Source organism: Pseudoselenomonas caprae (assembly GCF_008271345.1).
GTDB classification, from domain to species: Bacteria; Bacillota; Negativicutes; order Selenomonadales; family Selenomonadaceae; genus Selenomonas_A; species Selenomonas_A caprae.
Window position 1 is genome coordinate 1 of the sequence record NZ_VTOZ01000030.1, and the last position, 17,962, is coordinate 17,962.

The 17,962-nt window shown below is 55.4% G+C and carries 20 protein-coding genes; 19 read left to right on the top strand and 1 reads right to left on the bottom strand.

The annotated features are described in order from the left end of the window. Positions 1-22 precede the first annotated feature (22 nt). Complete coding sequence (gene rpsT, locus FZ041_RS11985; RefSeq protein WP_075430466.1) at positions 23-289, bottom strand: 30S ribosomal protein S20; 267 nt, start codon at positions 287-289, stop codon at positions 23-25. Between the two features lie 161 nt (positions 290-450). On the opposite strand from rpsT, the gene lepA reads away from it, so the two are divergent. The 19 genes from lepA (at position 451) to tatC (ending at position 17,952) form a co-directional block, all read left to right on the top strand. Beyond that, complete coding sequence (lepA, locus tag FZ041_RS11990; protein WP_075442413.1) at positions 451-2,247, top strand: translation elongation factor 4; 1,797 nt, start codon at positions 451-453, stop codon at positions 2,245-2,247. 12 nt (positions 2,248-2,259) lie between these two features. Beyond that, the gene (hemW, locus tag FZ041_RS11995; RefSeq protein WP_149189733.1) at positions 2,260-3,423 is read left to right on the top strand and encodes a radical SAM family heme chaperone HemW; all 1,164 of its coding nucleotides are present in this window, start codon (positions 2,260-2,262) and stop codon (positions 3,421-3,423) included. A gap of 140 nt (positions 3,424-3,563) precedes the next feature. Beyond that, entirely contained in the window at positions 3,564-4,598 is a 1,035-nt protein-coding gene (gene hrcA / locus FZ041_RS12000) for a heat-inducible transcriptional repressor HrcA (RefSeq protein ID WP_149189734.1), read from the top strand. Between the two features lie 65 nt (positions 4,599-4,663). Beyond that, complete coding sequence (gene grpE, locus FZ041_RS12005) at positions 4,664-5,266, top strand: nucleotide exchange factor GrpE (protein ID WP_075442416.1); 603 nt, start codon at positions 4,664-4,666, stop codon at positions 5,264-5,266. Between the two features lie 58 nt (positions 5,267-5,324). After that, a complete protein-coding gene (gene dnaK, locus FZ041_RS12010) occupies positions 5,325-7,181 on the top strand; it encodes a molecular chaperone DnaK (protein ID WP_075430457.1) in 1,857 nt (618 codons plus the stop codon). Between the two features lie 71 nt (positions 7,182-7,252). After that, positions 7,253-8,407: a molecular chaperone DnaJ gene (dnaJ, locus tag FZ041_RS12015; protein WP_149189735.1), complete on the top strand. Its 1,155-nt coding sequence runs from the start codon at positions 7,253-7,255 to the stop codon at positions 8,405-8,407. Between the two features lie 181 nt (positions 8,408-8,588). Next, positions 8,589-9,539 (top strand): 50S ribosomal protein L11 methyltransferase, encoded by a 951-nt coding sequence (gene prmA / locus FZ041_RS12020; RefSeq protein ID WP_149189736.1) that lies wholly within the window; start codon positions 8,589-8,591, stop codon positions 9,537-9,539. Continuing rightward, positions 9,536-10,273 carry a 16S rRNA (uracil(1498)-N(3))-methyltransferase gene (locus tag FZ041_RS12025; protein ID WP_149189737.1) on the top strand — a complete coding sequence of 246 codons (738 nt, stop codon included), beginning with the start codon at positions 9,536-9,538 and terminating at the stop codon, positions 10,271-10,273. Before prmA ends, FZ041_RS12025 begins: the two co-directional genes overlap by 4 nt. Before the next feature lie 14 nt (positions 10,274-10,287). Beyond that, entirely contained in the window at positions 10,288-11,592 is a 1,305-nt protein-coding gene (mtaB, locus tag FZ041_RS12030) for a tRNA (N(6)-L-threonylcarbamoyladenosine(37)-C(2))-methylthiotransferase MtaB (RefSeq protein ID WP_149189738.1), read from the top strand. A gap of 122 nt (positions 11,593-11,714) precedes the next feature. Continuing rightward, positions 11,715-12,062: a histidine triad nucleotide-binding protein gene (locus FZ041_RS12035; RefSeq protein ID WP_075442421.1), complete on the top strand. Its 348-nt coding sequence runs from the start codon at positions 11,715-11,717 to the stop codon at positions 12,060-12,062. A gap of 109 nt (positions 12,063-12,171) precedes the next feature. Continuing rightward, positions 12,172-12,354: a 30S ribosomal protein S21 gene (rpsU, locus tag FZ041_RS12040; protein WP_033170151.1), complete on the top strand. Its 183-nt coding sequence runs from the start codon at positions 12,172-12,174 to the stop codon at positions 12,352-12,354. A 75-nt stretch (positions 12,355-12,429) separates the two neighbouring features. Further along, positions 12,430-12,876 (top strand): GatB/YqeY domain-containing protein, encoded by a 447-nt coding sequence (locus FZ041_RS12045; RefSeq protein WP_149189739.1) that lies wholly within the window; start codon positions 12,430-12,432, stop codon positions 12,874-12,876. A 116-nt stretch (positions 12,877-12,992) separates the two neighbouring features. Further along, the gene (locus FZ041_RS12050) at positions 12,993-13,622 is read left to right on the top strand and encodes an NfeD family protein (RefSeq protein ID WP_075442423.1); all 630 of its coding nucleotides are present in this window, start codon (positions 12,993-12,995) and stop codon (positions 13,620-13,622) included. Positions 13,623-13,656: 34 nt separating this feature from the next. Further along, the gene (gene floA, locus FZ041_RS12055) at positions 13,657-14,658 is read left to right on the top strand and encodes a flotillin-like protein FloA (protein WP_075442424.1); all 1,002 of its coding nucleotides are present in this window, start codon (positions 13,657-13,659) and stop codon (positions 14,656-14,658) included. 10 nt (positions 14,659-14,668) lie between these two features. Beyond that, complete coding sequence (locus FZ041_RS12060) at positions 14,669-15,187, top strand: hypothetical protein (protein ID WP_149189740.1); 519 nt, start codon at positions 14,669-14,671, stop codon at positions 15,185-15,187. Positions 15,188-15,297: 110 nt separating this feature from the next. Beyond that, positions 15,298-16,257 carry a polyprenyl synthetase family protein gene (locus FZ041_RS12065; protein ID WP_187626375.1) on the top strand — a complete coding sequence of 320 codons (960 nt, stop codon included), beginning with the start codon at positions 15,298-15,300 and terminating at the stop codon, positions 16,255-16,257. Between the two features lie 56 nt (positions 16,258-16,313). Further along, a complete protein-coding gene (gene tatA, locus FZ041_RS12070) occupies positions 16,314-16,754 on the top strand; it encodes a twin-arginine translocase TatA/TatE family subunit (RefSeq protein ID WP_149189741.1) in 441 nt (146 codons plus the stop codon). Positions 16,755-16,938: 184 nt separating this feature from the next. Beyond that, on the top strand, positions 16,939-17,157 hold the full coding sequence (locus FZ041_RS12075; RefSeq protein ID WP_075442427.1) for a Sec-independent protein translocase subunit TatA/TatB: 219 nt from the start codon (positions 16,939-16,941) through the stop codon (positions 17,155-17,157). A 15-nt stretch (positions 17,158-17,172) separates the two neighbouring features. Next, positions 17,173-17,952 carry a twin-arginine translocase subunit TatC gene (gene tatC, locus FZ041_RS12080; protein WP_075442428.1) on the top strand — a complete coding sequence of 260 codons (780 nt, stop codon included), beginning with the start codon at positions 17,173-17,175 and terminating at the stop codon, positions 17,950-17,952. Positions 17,953-17,962: the final 10 nt, after the last annotated feature.

A 17,962-nucleotide genomic window follows, 5' to 3' on the forward strand; every position in this document is an offset into this window, starting at 1 on the left:
TTTTATATCTCATCTGAGAAAATTACTTAGCGAGTGCGTTGACCTTGCGAGCCAGACGGGACTTCTTGCGGGCAGCAGCGTTCTTATGATAAACATGGTTAGCAGCAGCCTGGTCGATCGTCTTGCAAGCAACCGTAAGGAGGGATTTCGCTTCGTCAGCGTTTCCAGCCTCAACAGCGTCGAGAACACGACGGGAAGCAGTGCGTACACGGGACTTCTCAGCAGCGTTCTTTGCATGGCGCTTAGCGTCAGATTTTACACTAAGAATAGATGCTTTGATATTCGGCAAGTAATTCACCCCCTTAACAAATTCGTTACCGTATTATCATAGCATGTGAATCTCCAAAAAGCAACAGTTTTATTCTGAATTCCTGGGGATTTCTTGCAGGGGGGCGGCGTTCAATGATATAATAGCAGGGATATGGATTATTATTTGAAAGGAAAATGACCATGCAGAACAAGAATATCCGCAATTTCTCGATCATTGCCCATATCGACCATGGCAAATCGACGATTGCGGATCGGTTGATCGAATATACGGGAACCCTGTCGCAGCGCGAGATGGAGGCGCAGGTGCTCGACAATATGGATCTGGAGCGCGAGCGCGGCATCACGATCAAGGCGCAGACGGTGCGCATCGACTACAAGGGCAAGGATGGGGAGATGTACCAGCTGAACCTCATCGATACGCCGGGCCATGTCGACTTCACTTATGAGGTATCGCGCAGCCTGGCTGCCTGCGAGGGCGCCTTGCTCGTCGTCGATGCAGCGCAGGGTGTCGAGGCCCAGACGCTGGCCAATGTCTATATGGCACTGGAGAACGATCTGGAGATCGTGCCGGTCATCAACAAGATCGACCTGCCGAGTGCCGACCCTGACCGCGTCAAGGAGGAGATCGAGAACAGCATCGGCCTCGATACCGGAAATGCCGTGCTGGCCTCGGCCAAGACGGGCATCGGCATCGAGGAGATCCTCGATGCGATCGTGGAGTACATCCCGGCACCGGGCGGTGATGAAGAAGCACCGCTGCAGGCGTTGATCTTCGATTCGTATTTTGACTCGTATAAGGGCGTCATTGCGCATGTGCGCGTCAAGCAGGGCCGCATCAAGAAGGGCATGAAGCTCAAGATGATGGCTACGGGCAAGACGTTCGAGGTCACCGATGTCGGCTGCTTCAAGCCGCAGCCTATGGATGTCGGCTATCTCGATGTCGGCGAGGTCGGTTTCGTGGCTGGCTCGCTCAAGGATGTGCGCGATGTGCGCGTCGGCGATACCATCACCTTTGCCGACAATCCGGCGGCTGAGCCGCTGCCAGGCTACCGCGGCGTCACGCCGATGGTTTACTGCGGCCTGTATCCGGTGGAGAGCTCGGACTACGATAACCTCAAGGATGCCCTCGAGAAGATGCAGATCAACGATGCGGCTCTCGTGTTCGAGGCTGAGACTTCTGTTGCCTTGGGATTCGGCTTCCGCTGCGGTTTCCTGGGGCTCCTGCATATGGATGTCATCCAGGAGCGCCTGGAGCGCGAGTATAACCTCAAGCTCATCACGACAGCTCCCTCGGTCATCTACCATGTCTATAAGACGGATGGTTCGGTAGTCAATGTCAGCAATCCGTCCGACCTGCCGCCCCAGACGGAAATCGAGCATATCGAAGAGCCGTATGTCAAGGCAACGGTCATCGTGCCGAATGATTTCGTCGGTGCGGTCATGGAGATCTCGCAGGACAAGCGCGGCGAGTTCAAGAACATGGATTATCTCGATACGAACCGCGTCATGATCACCTATCATATCCCGCTCAATGAGATCATCTTCGATTATTTCGACCGCCTGAAATCGGCGACGCGCGGCTATGCGTCGCTCGACTATGAGCTGGCTGACTACAAGGAATCGAAACTCGTCAAGGTCGATATCCTGCTCAATGGTGACCCGGTCGATGCGCTGTCGACTATCGTCCACAAGGACCGGGCCGCTGGCCGTGGCCGTCAGCTGGCGGCGAAGCTCAAGGAAATCATCCCACAGCAGATGTTCGAGATTCCCATCCAGGCAGCCATCGGCAGCAAGGTCATCGCGCGTGAGAACGTGCGCGCCCGCCGTAAGGATGTCCTGGCCAAATGCTATGGCGGCGATATCTCGCGCAAGCGCAAGCTGCTCGAGAAGCAGAAGGAAGGCAAGAAGCGCATGAAGGCTGTCGGCAGCGTCGAGGTGCCGCAGGAAGCATTCATGGCTATCCTCAAGATTGACTGATAGGAGAAATCTATGGAACAGAAGCAATGGGGCGTTTATGTCCACATTCCCTTCTGCCGCCAGAAATGCTTCTATTGCGATTTCCCGTCCTTTGCCGGGCGGGAGCGCTATATGGAAGAATATGTACGAGCCCTGTGCCAGGAAATCGCGGTGCGGGGCTCTTCGTATGCGCGGCGTTGGGGCAATCCTGCGACTATCTACATCGGCGGCGGCACGCCATCGGCTCTGCCGGCTGCGCTGATGGAGCAGCTGCTGCTGGCCATCGGCACGGTTTTCCGTCCGGCGGACGCCCAGGCCGAATTCACCGTGGAGTGCAATCCGGGGACTGTTGATGCGGCCTATCTGGCCATGATGCGGATACACGGTGCCAACCGCCTGTCGTTTGGCGTGCAGAGCTTCGATGATGGACTCTTGCGGCGCATCGGCCGCATCCATGATGGGCAGCAGGCTGTGCAGGCGGTGACGATGGCCAAGGCAGCGGGTTTTTCCAATATCAGCATCGACCTCATGTATGGCCTGCCAGGGCAGACGCTGGCGCAGCTCAAAGCCAGTGTGGGACAGGCCCTGGCCTTGGAGCCAGCACATATCTCGATCTATGGCCTGCAGCTGGAGGAGGGTACGGCCTTTGCCCGCATGCAGGAAATGGGGAAACTGGAGCTGCCAGATGATGAAGCTGTCGAGGAAATGTATGATTATATGACGGAAGTCCTGCCGGCAAAGGGCTATGAGCGCTATGAGATCTCTAACTTTGCCCGGGACGGTCTGGCCAGCCGTCATAACCTCAGCTACTGGCAGGATGTGCCGTATCTGGGGCTGGGCGCAGCTGCGCATTCTTATCTGGAGGGGCAGCGCTGGGAAGCTGTTGCAGGGATTCCTGACTATATCGCTTTGATACAGGCGGGCAGGCGCCCCTGCGAGCCTGAAGAGCCGGCGACGCGGGCGATTGCCATGGAGGAATTTGCCTTCCTGGCCCTGCGCACAGCGGCGGGCATCAGCCGCCAGCAGTTCCAGCAGAAGTTCGGCTGCTCGCTGGATTCGGTCTATCAAAAGGCCGTGCAGCGGCTCAGTGCCAAAGGGTTTCTCATCGATGATGGTGATGCGGTCCGCCTTACCAGGCTCGGCATGAAGTATGGCAACTGGGCTTTTGAGGAATTCTTGCTGACGGAAGAGGAATAAAGAAGCTTGTTCTTTTGACTTTTTGCCTTTTTACTGTTGACTTTTTGCCTTATTCGCGTTATTATCTTAATAGATTCGAAGTTAGCACTCATTGCTGTTGAGTGCTAACAGCGAAAGTGAATAAGGGAGGAGGGATGCAGATGCCCGAGCAGATTGACGAGCGCAAGCAGCGGGTGTTGAAAGCGATCATCGATGATTATATCGAGACAGCTGAGCCTGTCGGCTCGCGAACCTTGGCCAGGAAGCATGACCTTGGTGTCAGTCCGGCGACAATCCGCAACGAGATGGCGGATCTTGAGATGCTTGGTTATCTTGAGCATCTGCACACTTCCTCTGGACGGGTGCCGTCGTCGAAGGGATACCGCTTCTACGTGGATGGCCTGATCCCGCCGCAGCCGGTCAGCGCCGAAGAGAAGGCGCGCATCGACCGCTGGTACCAGTCGCGGGTCAAGCGCATCGAGGAAGTATTCCAGGAAACCGCGCATATCATTTCGCAGGTGACGAAGAATGTTTCCCTTGTGCTGGCCCCACAGGTCACGCAGGCTAAGTTCCGCTGTCTGCAATTCCTGCCGCTCGATGACCGCCGCGTCATCACGGTGCTCATGACCGATGCCGGGTTCATCGAGAACAAGATCCTCGAGATGCCGGATGGCTCGGTCTTCGAGGATTTCCAGCGCATGGCCAAGGTCATTAATGCGAACCTGGCAGGCCATTCGCTGCAGACAATCGAGCATCATTCGCTGGCACAGATACAGGACGAGATACAGGATCAGCTGCTTTACGAGTCGGCACTGGAAATCATCCAGCGGGCATTGGATTCGGGCAAACACGAGCGGCTGTATCTCGGAGGTACGACACAGCTTTTGAGCCAGCCTGAGTTCCATGATGTGGAAAAGGTCAAAGAGATGCTCTTGATGCTGGAAGAAGAGGAGCTCATGAAGGATATCCTGCATGCCCACATGGGCGATGGCCTGGAGGTCACGATCGGGCAGGAGAATGAGAACCAGCACTTCAAGGACAGCAGCATCATCACGGCGACCTATCATCTCGATGGCGAGCTGCTGGGCACGATTGCCGTGCTGGGGCCGACCCGTATGGAGTACGCCAAGGCCATGAGCCTGCTGGAGTACATGAACACCAACCTTACCGATGTCATCAAACGCTTTCACTGGTAGAACCTGCTGGTGCTTAGCAAGATAATATATCCCCTTTGAAAGAGGTGAAGAAATTGCCATCATTCATGAAAGATGAATTGAAAAAGAAAGATGAGCAGAAACTTGACGAGATGCAGCAGGAAATCGATCAGGCAGCAATGACTGAGGAAGCTGAGGAAGAGGCACCTGAGGCGGCAGAGAACGCCGAAGCGGGCGCTGAGGAGCCAGCCGCTGACGATGCGCAGCAGCAGGTGGAGAAACTCACGGCGGAGCTCAAGGAGCAGACCGATCGGTCGTTGCGGCTGCAGGCTGACTTTGAGAACTTCCGCCGCCGCACGAGCAAGGAGAAAGAAGAACTTGCCGCTGTGGTGACCCAGGGCATCCTCAAGGATATGCTGCCGCTCCTCGATAACTTCGAGCGTGCTATGGCCGCTGAGGCCAAGGACGGCGAGGCTTTCCAGAAGGGCGTGGAGATGATCTTCACGCAGTTTGGTGAGGTGCTCAAGAAGAACGGTCTTGAGAAGATCGAGACCGAGGGGCAGAAATTCGACCCGAATTTCCATCAGGCCGTCATGCGTGTCCAGAACGAAGAGCTTGAGGACGATGATATCGCCCAGGAGCTCCAGAAGGGCTACATGGTCAAGGGCCGGGTGATCCGCCCGAGCATGGTGCAGGTCGTAGCCAACTAAAAGGTCAACAAAGTTTTATTTCCCATAGATTGCAAGATGTTTTTAGGAGGATTTCAAGATGTCTAAAGTTATTGGTATTGACTTAGGTACGACGAACTCCGTTGTATCTGTTATGGAAGGCGGCGAGCCGACGGTCATCACGAACCCGGAAGGCAGCCGTATCACCCCGTCCGTTGTCGGCTTCACGAAAGACGGCCAGCGTCTCGTCGGACAGCTGGCAAAGCGCCAGGCTGTTTCGAACCCGGATCGCACGATCGCATCGATCAAACGCCACATGGGCGAGTCCGACTACAAAGTAACGGTTGACGACAAGAGCTATACGCCGCAGGAGATCTCGGCTATGGTCCTGCAGAAGCTCAAGGCTGATGCAGAGGCATACCTCGGCGAGACGGTCAGCCAGGCTGTCATCACGGTTCCGGCTTACTTCAACGACAGCCAGCGCCAGGCTACGAAAGACGCTGGTAAGATCGCCGGCCTCGAAGTCCTGCGTATCATCAACGAGCCGACGGCCGCTGCGCTGGCTTATGGCCTTGACAAGGATGATGACGAGACGATCCTCGTATTCGACCTTGGTGGCGGTACGTTCGATGTCTCGATTCTCGAGCTTTCGAGCGGTACCTTCGAAGTTCTCGCTACGAACGGCGATACGCACCTCGGCGGCGATGACTTCGACCAGGCTGTCATGGACTGGATGGTTGAGGAGTTCAAGAAAGAGAACAACATCGACCTCTCCCAGGACAAGATGGCTGCGCAGCGCCTCAAAGAGGCTGCAGAGAAAGCTAAGATCGAGCTTTCCAGCATGACCCAGACGAATATCAACCTGCCGTTCATCACGGCTGATGCTACGGGCCCGAAACATCTCGACCTCACGCTGTCGCGTGCGAAGTTCGATGAGCTCACGAGCAGCCTCGTTGAGCGCACGATGGAGCCGACCCGCAAGGCTATGGCTGATGCTGACCTCTCCGGCAGCGATATCAACAAGATCATCCTCGTCGGTGGTTCCTCCCGTATCCCGGCTGTCCAGGAAGCTATCCGCAAGTTCCTGGCCAAAGAGCCGTCGAAGGGTGTCAACCCGGATGAGTGCGTATCGGTTGGTGCTGCTATCCAGGGCGGTGTCCTTGTTGGTGAGGTCAAGGATGTCCTGCTTCTCGATGTAACGCCGCTGTCTCTCGGTATCGAGACGCTGGGTGGTGTCTGCACGAAGATCATCGAGCGCAACACGACGATCCCGACGCACAAGAGCCAGGTATTCTCCACGGCTGCCGACAACCAGCCGTCCGTTGATATCCATGTCCTGCAGGGCGAGCGCGAGATGGCTGCCGGCAACAAGACGCTGGGCCGCTTCGAGCTCTCCGATATCCCGCCAGCTCCGCGTGGGGTTCCGAAGATCGAGGTTTCCTTCGATATCGATGCCAACGGTATCGTGCATGTATCCGCTAAGGATCTCGGCACGGGCAAAGAGCAGAAGATTACGATCCAGTCGGACGGCGGCATGACCAAGGAAGATATCGACCGCATGGTCAAAGAGGCTGAGGCACATGCAGCTGAGGATAAAAAGCAGAAAGAAGCCATCGATGTCAAGAACCAGGCTGACAGCTTTGTTTACCAGGCTGAAAAGACCATCAAGGATCTCGGCGACAAGGCTGACAAGGCTCAGGTGGCCAAGGTACAGGAAGGTGTCGACAAGGTAAAAGAGGCTCTGAAGAGCAACGATACCGAGACGATCAAGAAGGCTATGGAAGAGGCGCAGAAGCCGCTCTATGAGATGAGCGCAGCTGCTTATCAGCAGGCACAGGCTGCCGGTGCAGCTCAGGGCGCTGAGGGTGCTCAGCAGGCTGGTGCACAGCAGGATGCCAAGAACGACGACGATGTAGTCGATGCAGAGTATACGGAAGTCAAAGACGATAAGAAATAATCGGCGATTTTGATGGATGGATTGTTGGGAGCCTGCGGGCTCCCAACAATTATATTTAAGGATGGTGCAACGTGAGCGATAAACGCGATTATTATGAGGTGCTGGGCGTCGAGAAGGGCGCGTCGGCAGCGGAGATCAAGAAGGCCTATAAGAAAATGGCCCGCAAATATCATCCGGACCTCAACCGCGACGACCCGAAGACTGCCGAGGAGAAATTCAAGGAAGTCAACGAGGCCTACGATGTCCTCAAGGACCCCCAGAAGAAAGCCCAGTACGACCAGTTCGGTCATGCGGCCTTTGAAGGCGGCATGGGCGGTGGCGGCGGCTTTGGCGGTTTCGGCCAGGGTGGCTTTGGCGGCTTCGGTGGCGGCGGTATGGATGACATATTCGATATGTTCTTCGGCGGTGGCGGACGCCGCCAGTCGCGCGGCCCGCAGCCACAGCGCGGCAGCGATCTGCGCTATGATCTCGAGATCACCTTTGAGGAAGCGGCCTTCGGCAAGAAGGTCGAGCTCAACATCCCGCGTACGGATGAGTGCAGTGCCTGCCATGGCACGGGCGCAGCACCGGGCACCAGCCCGGAGACCTGCCCGGACTGCGGTGGTACGGGTACGCGCCAGACGGTGCAGAACACACCCTTTGGCCGCATGGTCAATCAGACGACTTGCGGCCGCTGCCACGGCACGGGCAAGATCGTCAAGAATCCTTGTGGGGAGTGCCATGGTACAGGCCGCAAGAAGGTGACGAGCAAGATCGAAGTCAGCATCCCGAAGGGAATCGACAACGGCCAGCGCGTGCGCGTGCGCGGCGGTGGCGAGGCGGGTACCCTCGGTGGCGGCAAGGGCGATCTTTACGTCTATGTGTTCATCAAGCCGCATAAGATCTTCCAGCGCCAGGGCAATGATGTTGTTGTCGAGGTGCCGGTATCCTTCGTGCAGGCTGCACTGGGCGATAAGATCCAGGTGCCGACCATCGATGGCACGGTTGAGATCAAGGTGCCGGCCGGCACGCAGTCGGGCAAGATCCTGCGCCTGCGTGAGAAAGGCATCCCGCATCTGCGTGGTACGGGCCGTGGCGACGAGCATGTCGTCATCAAGGTGCTGACGCCGCAGAATCTCAACCAGCGCCAGAAAGAGCTCCTCAAGGAGTTCGGCGAGATCAGCGGCGACAAGGTAAATCCGGAGCAGAAGAGCTTCCTCGATAACCTCAAGAACCTGTTCAAGTAACAACCAGCAATAAAATAAACAAGTGAGGGGAACCTTACTTGTTTATTTTTTTTTGAGACTATATAATTTTAGTTACATCATACGCTGGCATGGTGAGTGATGGGTGATATATTTTCTTGTTTTTTGCAGACAATGCTTATATAATTAGATAATTACTGAAGGACAAAAGGAGCGATGCATTTTGAAATGGGCAGAAGTAAGTATCCTGACCACGCATGAAGCCACGGATGTGGTGGCTGAAATCTATCATGATATCGGTGCGCAGGGCGTTGTCATCGAGGATCCGGAACTCCTGAACAGCTATATCGATTCGGGGATGTGGGATTTTTCTGATATCCAGCGTGCCGAGAATACGGAGATTGTCACGGTCAAGGCATATCTGCCCATGGATGAAGACCTCGATAGCAGACTTCGTGATTTCGAGCAGCGTATCAAGGCATTCCGCGAGATCGAAGGCGATGGCATCACGAAGGGGTCCTGTGAGATTTCCTGGAAATCCGTCCAGGATGAGGATTGGTCCGATAACTGGAAGAAGTATTTCCATCCGGAAAAAGTCGGCGGTATGATTGTCATCAAACCGACCTGGGAGGATTATACGGCAAGTCCTGACGATATTGTCATTGAGCTCGATCCGGGAGCTGCTTTTGGTACGGGCACGCATCCGACGACAGCCATGTGTATCCGCGAGTTGGAAAAGCTGGTTCGTGGCGGCATGCGTGTATTTGATGTAGGAACGGGCTCGGGGGTTCTCTCGATTGCTGCGGCAAAACTGGGGGCTGGAGATGTGACAGCCATGGATTATGACCGTACAGCAGTCAATGTAGCGGCAGAGAATATCCGGGAAAATCATGTGGAGCATATCGTCAAGACAGGTATCAGCGATATCTTGAAGTCGTTTGAGGGTAAAGCAGATCTCATCGTGGCCAATATCATTGCCGATATTATTATCCGCTTGTTTGCGGAACTCGACGAACATTTGGCAGACGGTGGCAAACTGTTGGCATCGGGCATTATTACCGAGCGTGTGGCGGATGTTACCGAAGCTTGCATAGCAAATGGCTTTGTCGTGGATAAGGTTATCGAGGAAAAAGGCTGGGCTGCTATGGTCATAAGCCGTGGAGATGATAAATGAGACGGCTTTTTTATAAGGGAATCCTGGCTGATACCGTTGAAATCACGGGCAGTGATGCGCACCATTTGATGCATGTCATGCGGGCTAAGGCCGGTCAGGAAATCATCCTGGTGGATGATGAAAACCAGGTAGCCCGTATGGAAATGACGGCTTTTCGTGAAGATGCGGTAACGCTCACTTTGTTAGAACGGTTGGAAGCTGATACCGAATCGCCAATCGATTTGGTATTGGCGCAGTGCCTGTTGAAGTCTGATAAGATGGATATGGTGGTACAAAAGGCAGTAGAACTGGGGGCAGTCGGTGTCATTCCAGTTCGCAGCCAGAACTGTGTGGTGCGCTATGATGCCAAAAAAGCAGCTGCACGGCAGCAGCGCTGGCAAAAGATTGCCGATGAGGCTGCCAAGCAATGTGGCCGGACGGCGCTACTAGCAGTGGACTCGGTAACAGACATCAAAGCACTTATCGCAGCGGAGAAGGAATGCGAAGACAGTGTGTTGGTTTTTTTCTATGAAAATGAAGATACGCAGACGGTTAAAGAGTATCTGCGTCAAATAAAAAGCCGGCGTATTGTGCTGCTGGTGGGGCCGGAAGGCGGTTTTTCCCTGGATGAAGCAAAGGCTGTGGAAGAGGCCGGTGGCAAAAGTGTGACGCTGGGGCCGCGGATCTTGCGTGCGGAAACGGCGGCGTTAACAGCAATGTCGGTGGTTCAGTATGAATGTGGAGATTTAGGATAAGGAGGCTCTTTACCTTGCCAAAGGTGGCATTAACGACACTGGGCTGCAAAGTCAACCAGTTTGAAACCGAAACAATGGAAGGTCTGTTCAAGCAGAAAGGGTATGAGATCGTGCCCTTTGAGGAAACGGCAGACTTCTATGTCATAAATACCTGCTCGGTCACGAGTCTCGGCGACCGCAAGTCGCGGCAGATCATCCGCCGGGCACAGCGCCAGAATGAGCAGGCGATCATCGCGGTCTGTGGCTGCTATTCGCAGGTGCATCCTGAGGAAATCAAGGCAATCGAAGGCGTGCGCGTCGTGCTGGGCACAAAGGAGCGCAGCCAGATCGTCGAGCTGGTCGAGCAGGCGGCCCGCGAGGATGGCATCATCGATGAGGTCGGCAATATCATGGAAGCCCGTGATTTTGAGGACATTCCGCTTTACGATATGCCGCAGCGCACGCGCGCATTCCTCAAGATCGAGGATGGCTGCCAGAATTTCTGCTCGTACTGCATCATCCCTTATGCGCGCGGCCCGGTCAAGTCCCGGCATCTCGACAAGATCCATGCCGAGGCAAAGAAACTCGTTGCCGCAGGCTTCAAGGAAATCGTGCTGACGGGCATCCATCTTGGTGCTTATGGCCGCGATCTTGCGGGCGAGGTCACGCTGGCCGATGCCTGCCGTGAGGTCTTGAAGGTCGAGGGGCTCAAGCGGCTGCGTCTGGGTTCGCTGGAGTCCATCGAGCTGTCGCCGGATCTCTTCGAGCTTATCCGCAGCGATGAACGCTTTTGTGCGCATCTGCATCTGCCGCTGCAGGCCGGTTCGGACTCCGTGCTCAAGGATATGAACCGCCATTACGATACGGCTGAGTTTGCCCGCCTGATCGAGCATGTCGAACGTGAAGTACCGGGGGTGGCTGTGTCGACGGATATCATTGTGGGTTTCCCTGGCGAGACGGAGGAACAGTTCCAGCAGGGGCTCGCGTTCGTCGCAGCGATGAATTTCTCGCGCATGCATGTATTCCCCTATTCGCGCCGCAGCGGGACTCCGGCAGCTGAGCGCAAGGACCAGATCCCCGACCCGGTCAAGAAGGAGCGGGCCCATCGCATGCAGGAACTGGCTGCACGCAAGACGCAGGAATTCCATCAGCAGTTCCTCGGCAAGACGCTGCGCGTATTGTTTGAGACGGATACGGACGGTATCACGGACGGCCTGACGGACAATTATATCCGCGTCTACACCGATGATGCCGTCGTCTGTGGCGATCTCTATGAGGTCGAGCTCGAACGCCTTTACCGCGATGGCGTCTGGGGCAAGGTCACGGAGAAGGTAAAATAATTTTCACGGTTTAGCAGGGAATTCGCGATTCTTAGCGAATTACTATAAAAGTATCGTGTTTGCGGCCTTTTTTCTGGCAGGCACTCACGCAAAGAGCAAATACAGCAAAGGAGGTGTTATCGATGGCAGATTGTATTTTTTGCAAGATTGCGCAGAAGGAGATCCCTTCCAGTCTTGTCTATGAGGATGAGCAGGTTGTAGCATTCAAAGACCTTGAGCCGCAGGCTCCGGTCCATGTGCTGGTCATTCCGAAGAAGCATGTGGAAAGTGTTCTGGCACTCACGGCTGAGGATAAAGCGATGGTGTCGCATATCCTGGTGGATGTCGTGCCGCAGCTGGCCCGTGAACTCGGTGTAGACGAGAAAGGCTTCCGTGTCGTCACGAATACGGGGGCAGAAGGTGGCCAGAGCGTCAAGCATCTGCATTTCCACCTCTTGGGCGGCCGTTCCATGCAGTGGCCGCCGGGCTGATAAGTCTTGCGATTATGTGTTGACATGACTTGCTTGGCTGATGTATAATTGTGTGGTGTAGTTATGAAAACACAAACTCCCAAGTTAAGTGGAGGGGGGGAAATGATAGATGGCAAACGAAATCAAAGTTGGTAAAAACGAATCGATCGATAGTGCTCTCCGCCGCTTCAAGCGTATGTCCCAGAAAGCTGGTACGCTGGCTGAAGTGAGAAAACGTGAACATTACGAGAAACCGAGCGTTCGCCGCAAGAAGAAATCTGAGGCAGCTCGTAAACGCAAGTTCCGCGGTTAATCCTTGGATGATTTGCGTGAGGCGCCTGCCCTTGGTGGCAGGCGCCTCATTTACTTATAGAAAGAAGGAAGCAATATGTCACTGAAAGAACAGCTGACGACTGATATGAAAGAGGCCATGAAATCCCATGACAAGGATCGTCTGGCCGTTATCCGCATGGTCCGTGGCGCCATCCGCCAGCAGGAAATCGATGGGCAGAAGGAACTTAGCGATGAAGATGTCATTGCCGTCATGAGCAAGGAAATCAAGATGCGCAAGGATTCCATCGAAGAGTTCAAGAAGGGTGGACGTGAGGATCTCATCGCCAAGACGCAGGCAGAGATCGATGTGCTGATGCCGTATATGCCGGCGCAGCTCTCTGAGGACGAGGTACGTGAGCTCGTCAAGGCAGCTGTTGCTGCGACCGGCGCGGCGACGCCGAAGGATATGGGCAAGGTCATGGGGGCACTGATGCCGAAGGTCAAGGGCCGTGCCGATGGCAAGCTCGTCAATACGCTTGTCCGCAGCATGCTGCAGGGCTGATAGCCTTCAGGAAGCTTCTTCCGTTTGCGAACGGGGGAGGCTTTTTTGTTTGCAGGCAGCAAAGAAGGTTATTTTTAATGATTAGCGAATATAATAGATGATGGAGGTGATATATCATGGATTTCGTGAGTATTCCAGTGCTGCAGACGTTGTTGCTAGCGATCATGTTCCTGGCCGTCTTTGTGGAGATAAAGACGGGTGGGATGGGCGCAGGCATACTGCTGGGGCTGGTTGCTGCTGGCGTATTCTGGGGCAGCCAGTACGTCAAAGGGCTCGTGGATCTTTATCAGATAGCCATCTTTCTCGCGGGGATACTCTGCATCATCGTGGAGATGCTGCTGCCGACGGTAGGCCTGCTGGCTGGTGTAGGTGTGGCGGCGATGCTCTATAGTGTCGTGCTGGCATTGGGGGGCGACATCAATGCGCTCTATGCCATGCTGATCGCATTCACAGCTGCCATCGTGCTCTTTGCCCTTATCGTGAAGCGGCTGCCCTCGAGCAGGCTGTGGTCCCATGTGGTGCTCAAGGATCAGTCGCGGACGAATCGCGGCTATGTGAGCTCAACGCCGAAAGACAATCTGCTCGGCAAGACCGGCGAGGTGCTCAGCGAGCTGCGGCCAGCTGGCTCGGCACTCATCGATGGTGTGCCGGTGGATGTGGTGTCTGAGGGCGTATTCGTAGCGAAAGGTACGGCTGTCCGCGTCGTTGCTGTTGAAGGCAGCCGGGTGGTCGTGCGCAAGTCGTGAGTTTTCAGGTAACAAGGTTTTATAGGAGGTTCGTATGGTTGGATTGATTGGTTCTGGATTCTTTTTGGTATTGCTGATTGCGTTTATCATGATCTTCCTGCATTTTGTGCCGCTGGGCCTTTGGATCTCGGCATTGGCAGCTGATGTGCGGGTCGGTATCATCACGCTGGTTGGTATGCGCATGCGCCGCGTGCCGCCGGCAAAGATCATCCTGCCGCTCATAAAGGCCAATAAGGCGGGGCTGGATGTGGTAGTCAACCAGCTGGAGGCGCATTATCTGGCTGGCGGTAATGTCGATAAGGTCGTGGATGCTCTTATCGCGGCACATCGGGCGCAGATCCCTCTGCCATTCGAGCGCTCGGCAGCTATCGACCTGGCTGGCCGCGATGTGCTGGAAGCTGTGCAGATGAGCGTCAATCCGAAGGTCATCGAGACGCCGGTGGTTTCGGCAGTGGCCAAGAATGGCATTGAGCTCAAGATCAAGGCGCGGGTCACGGTACGTGCCAATATCGACCGTCTGGTTGGTGGTGCTGGCGAGCCGACAATCATCGCGCGTGTTGGCGAGGGCATCGTCACGACGGTCGGCTCCTCCGACAGCCATAACGACGTACTGGCCAATCCGGATGATATCTCGAAGACGGTCCTGGGCAAGGGCCTTGATGCTGGTACGGCTTTTGAGATCCTGTCCATCGATATCGCCGATGTCGATGTCGGACGCAACATCGGTGCCGAGCTCCAGACGGACCAGGCTGAGGCCGACAAGCGCATCGCCCAGGCGAAAGCTGAGGAGCGCCGGGCTATGGCTGTGGCGAAAGAGCAGGAGATGAAGGCTTATACCCAGGAGATGGAGGCCAAGGTCGTCGAGGCACAGGCTGAAGTCCCTCATGCCATGGCGCAGGCTCTGCGCGAGGGCAAGCTCGGGGTCATGGATTACTACAACCTCAACAATGTCCAGGCTGATACCGATATGCGCAACGCGATAAGCAATGCCGATGGACAGGTGAAGAATCAGGCACCGATTGCACCGGTAAAATAAGGAGGACATCATGGATACTATCCTGATGATTGTCTTGTTTGCTTTGTTTGCCGTATTGTCGGACAAGATCGGGCAGAAGCCCAAGGTGCCAAGACGGCCGCGGGAGGAAGGCAGCCAGCTGCCACCGCCGGCCCCTGCGCCCTGGCCGCGCAAGGCACCGGCATCGAAGCAGAAGGGCAGGCTCGGCTTCGAGATCCCCGAACTGCGCAATGATCCGTCGGCGCCACGCGAGACGGAAACGGCTGCTCCGGATACGGTCTGGCAGCAGGAACAGGAAGCGCGGGCAAGAGAGGCTGACCGGCAGCGTGCGCTGGCCTATGAGCGCCAGCGGGCAGAGGAAGAGGCCCGCATACGCGCGGCTGAACTCGCTGCGTATGAACAGCAGGCCAAGGTGAAGCTGCCGTCACCAGACCCGGCGCGCCGCAGACTGCGTATCCCGGCGCTGACGCCAGCGAAGGCACAGCAGGCCGTCATCCTGGCGGAGATACTAGGGCGGCCCAAGGCTTATCGCAACCGGCCACGACGATAAATTTTATCTAGTATGACGATGACAAAAATCGCGAAATGTAGTACAATACTATAATATATGTGACAAAACAAGAACGAGAGATTTTGTAGGTGATGAATGTGTCAAACCCCATGTTTGATGTAATCGAAGCGGATCTGAAGGAGCTCAATGAGGGACTGATCGGGGCAGTTACCTCTCCGGTAGATCTCGTGACGGAAATAGGAACACATTTGGTGACGGCGGGCGGCAAGCGCATCCGTCCGGCACTTTGCCTGTTGGCAGCCCATGGCGGCCCTGCATACAGCTTGGAACGCCTTTTGCCTTTGGCGGAGGCCTTGGAGCTTATCCACACGGCATCGCTGGTCCACGATGATGTCATCGATGAGGCCGATACGCGCCGTGGCTGCATCACCGCCAATGCGAAATGGGACAACCAGATAGCGATCCTCAGTGGCGATTATATCTTTGCCCGGGCGTTTGGCCTCATTGCCGAGGGCGATTATGGCAACTATGTATCGAAGCGTCTGGCCGAGCTGGTCTGCAATCTGAGTGTCGGTGAGATCATCCAGGACCATACGGTCTATCAAGCGGTCAAGGATCTCGACAACTACTACAACCGCATCCAGAAGAAGACGGCGGATTTCCTGGAAATCTGCTGTGAGCTCGGTGCCTTTGTCGGCGGCATGAGCAAGGAAGATGTCCAGAAGCTGGCAGAATACGGTCATTGCATCGGCATGGCTTTCCAGATCACCGATGACCTGCTGGACATCCAGCAGACGTCGGAGAAGATCGGCAAGCCGGCTGGCAACGATATCCGCCAGGGTATCGTGACGCTGCCGGTCATCCATGCGCTCAGTGTCAGCCCGGATGCTGCCGAGCTCGAGGGCATCGTGACCGATTCGGCTATGACGGATGAGATGGTCGCGCGGGCGCTGGCTATCGTCAAGGCGACCGACGGCGTCGAGGTGGCTATGGCCAAGGTCGACGAATATCTTGATCGGGCACGCAGTGTGCTGCCGGATAGCCTGGCACCGGAGATCCGTGAGGCATTTGTCATGGTGGCTGACTTTATCGGTGATCGTGATTTTTGATGATATCGTTAGAAAGATTCAGTGCTCGTTGAGCATGAAGCGTGGAGGAATTAGTTATGTTTGGAATCGGTGTTCCCGAGCTTATCCTGATTTTAGTGGTTGGCTTGATTGTTTTTGGCCCTGGCAAGCTGCCTGAGGTTGCGCGCTCGTTAGGCAAAGGCATCCGGGAGTTCAAGAAAGCGACGAATGTGCTGTCGCAGGCTATCAACGCACCGGAGCAGGCACCTGTCCAGCAGCAGGCTGCCGCACAGCCGCAGCAGCCGGAGCAGGCACAGCAACAGCCAACACCTGCTGCTGCACCAGCGGAAACGCAGCCCGCTGCGCCGGTGAATCCCGTAGCTGCACAGCCGTATCCGGCGAATGAGCAGGCACCGACAGCTCCGCAGGCTGCGGCATCCCAGCCGGCGCCTGCCGCTCCCGTTGCTCCGTCCTATCAGGCCCCGACGCAGGATTCGGTACGCCAGCAGATCCAGGAGCAGGCCAAGAAAGCAGAATAAAGTATCCCGCAAGCGGGAAGGAAGGCCATCACTGCCAGCGGCAGTGATGGTTTTTGTTATATGCATCATAAGGATTTCATATGCAGCCTGTAACAAGATTCATTGAGATTTTTATGGTTTTTCGTTATAATAGAAACGAATAAATACCGTCGCGTTAATGAATTGTTTTTAGGAGGATATTTCTATGTTTAGTCCATGGCAAGCCGGAATTGTAGTATTGATTGCGCTCGTTATCTTTGGACCCAGCCGTCTGCCGGAAATCGGCAAAGCTCTCGGCAAGGGCATCCGTGAGTTCAAATCGAGTGCTACTGGCGAAGAAGCGAAGCCGGAAGAGAAGCTGATGACCAATGTAACGGAGCAGCCGAAGGAACTGCCGCCGAAATCGGATACGACGAAGCAGTAAGCCAGGTGGAGTTACATGGCAGAAGAGAAACAATATGAAGAGATAGCGGCTCCCAAACCACGGGGAGTCATAGAGCCGGGGTCGGTGGAGTATGTCCAGGATGATGGCAGCATGTCGCTGGTCGCGCACCTGACCGAACTCCGCAGCCGGCTGATCAAATGCCTGGTGGCAGTAGCGCTTGGCAGCTGTGTAGGGTATTATTTCATCGAAGAAATCATGCATTACATCACCCTGCCAGCCGGCAAGCTCTACTATATGCAGCCATCCGAGGCATTTTTCACGTATCTGAAGGTTGCCTGTGTGGCGGGATTCCTGCTGGCTTTGCCAATCGTATTCTGGCATATCTGGCGCTTTTTCCTGCCGGCACTTACCCATAAAGAGCGGGCAGTCCTCGGTATTGTCGTGCCGACTTCGGTCATCCTGTTCTTTGCAGGCTTGGCCTTTTCGTTTTTCCTGGTACTGCCGGCCGGCATTCGCTTCTTCATGGGCTTCAACAGTGCTGAGCTCGAGGCGATGTTTTCGGTCAACAAGTACTTCGATTTTGTCATCATGTTCGTGATGCCCTTTGGCTTCATCTTTGAGCTGCCGCTCGTCATCACGATCATGGGCAAGATGGGCATCATAACTTCGGAATTTCTGAAGAAGTACCAGCGCATCATCATCTTCCTGTCGTTCGTGGCCGGAGCCCTGATCACGCCGACGCCGGATGTGTTCACGCAGTCGATGATTGCGCTGCCGATCATTGTGCTTTACGAGGTCGGCTATTTTATCGTTCGTTATGTCCTGCGCCGCTGAGGCAGGGCTT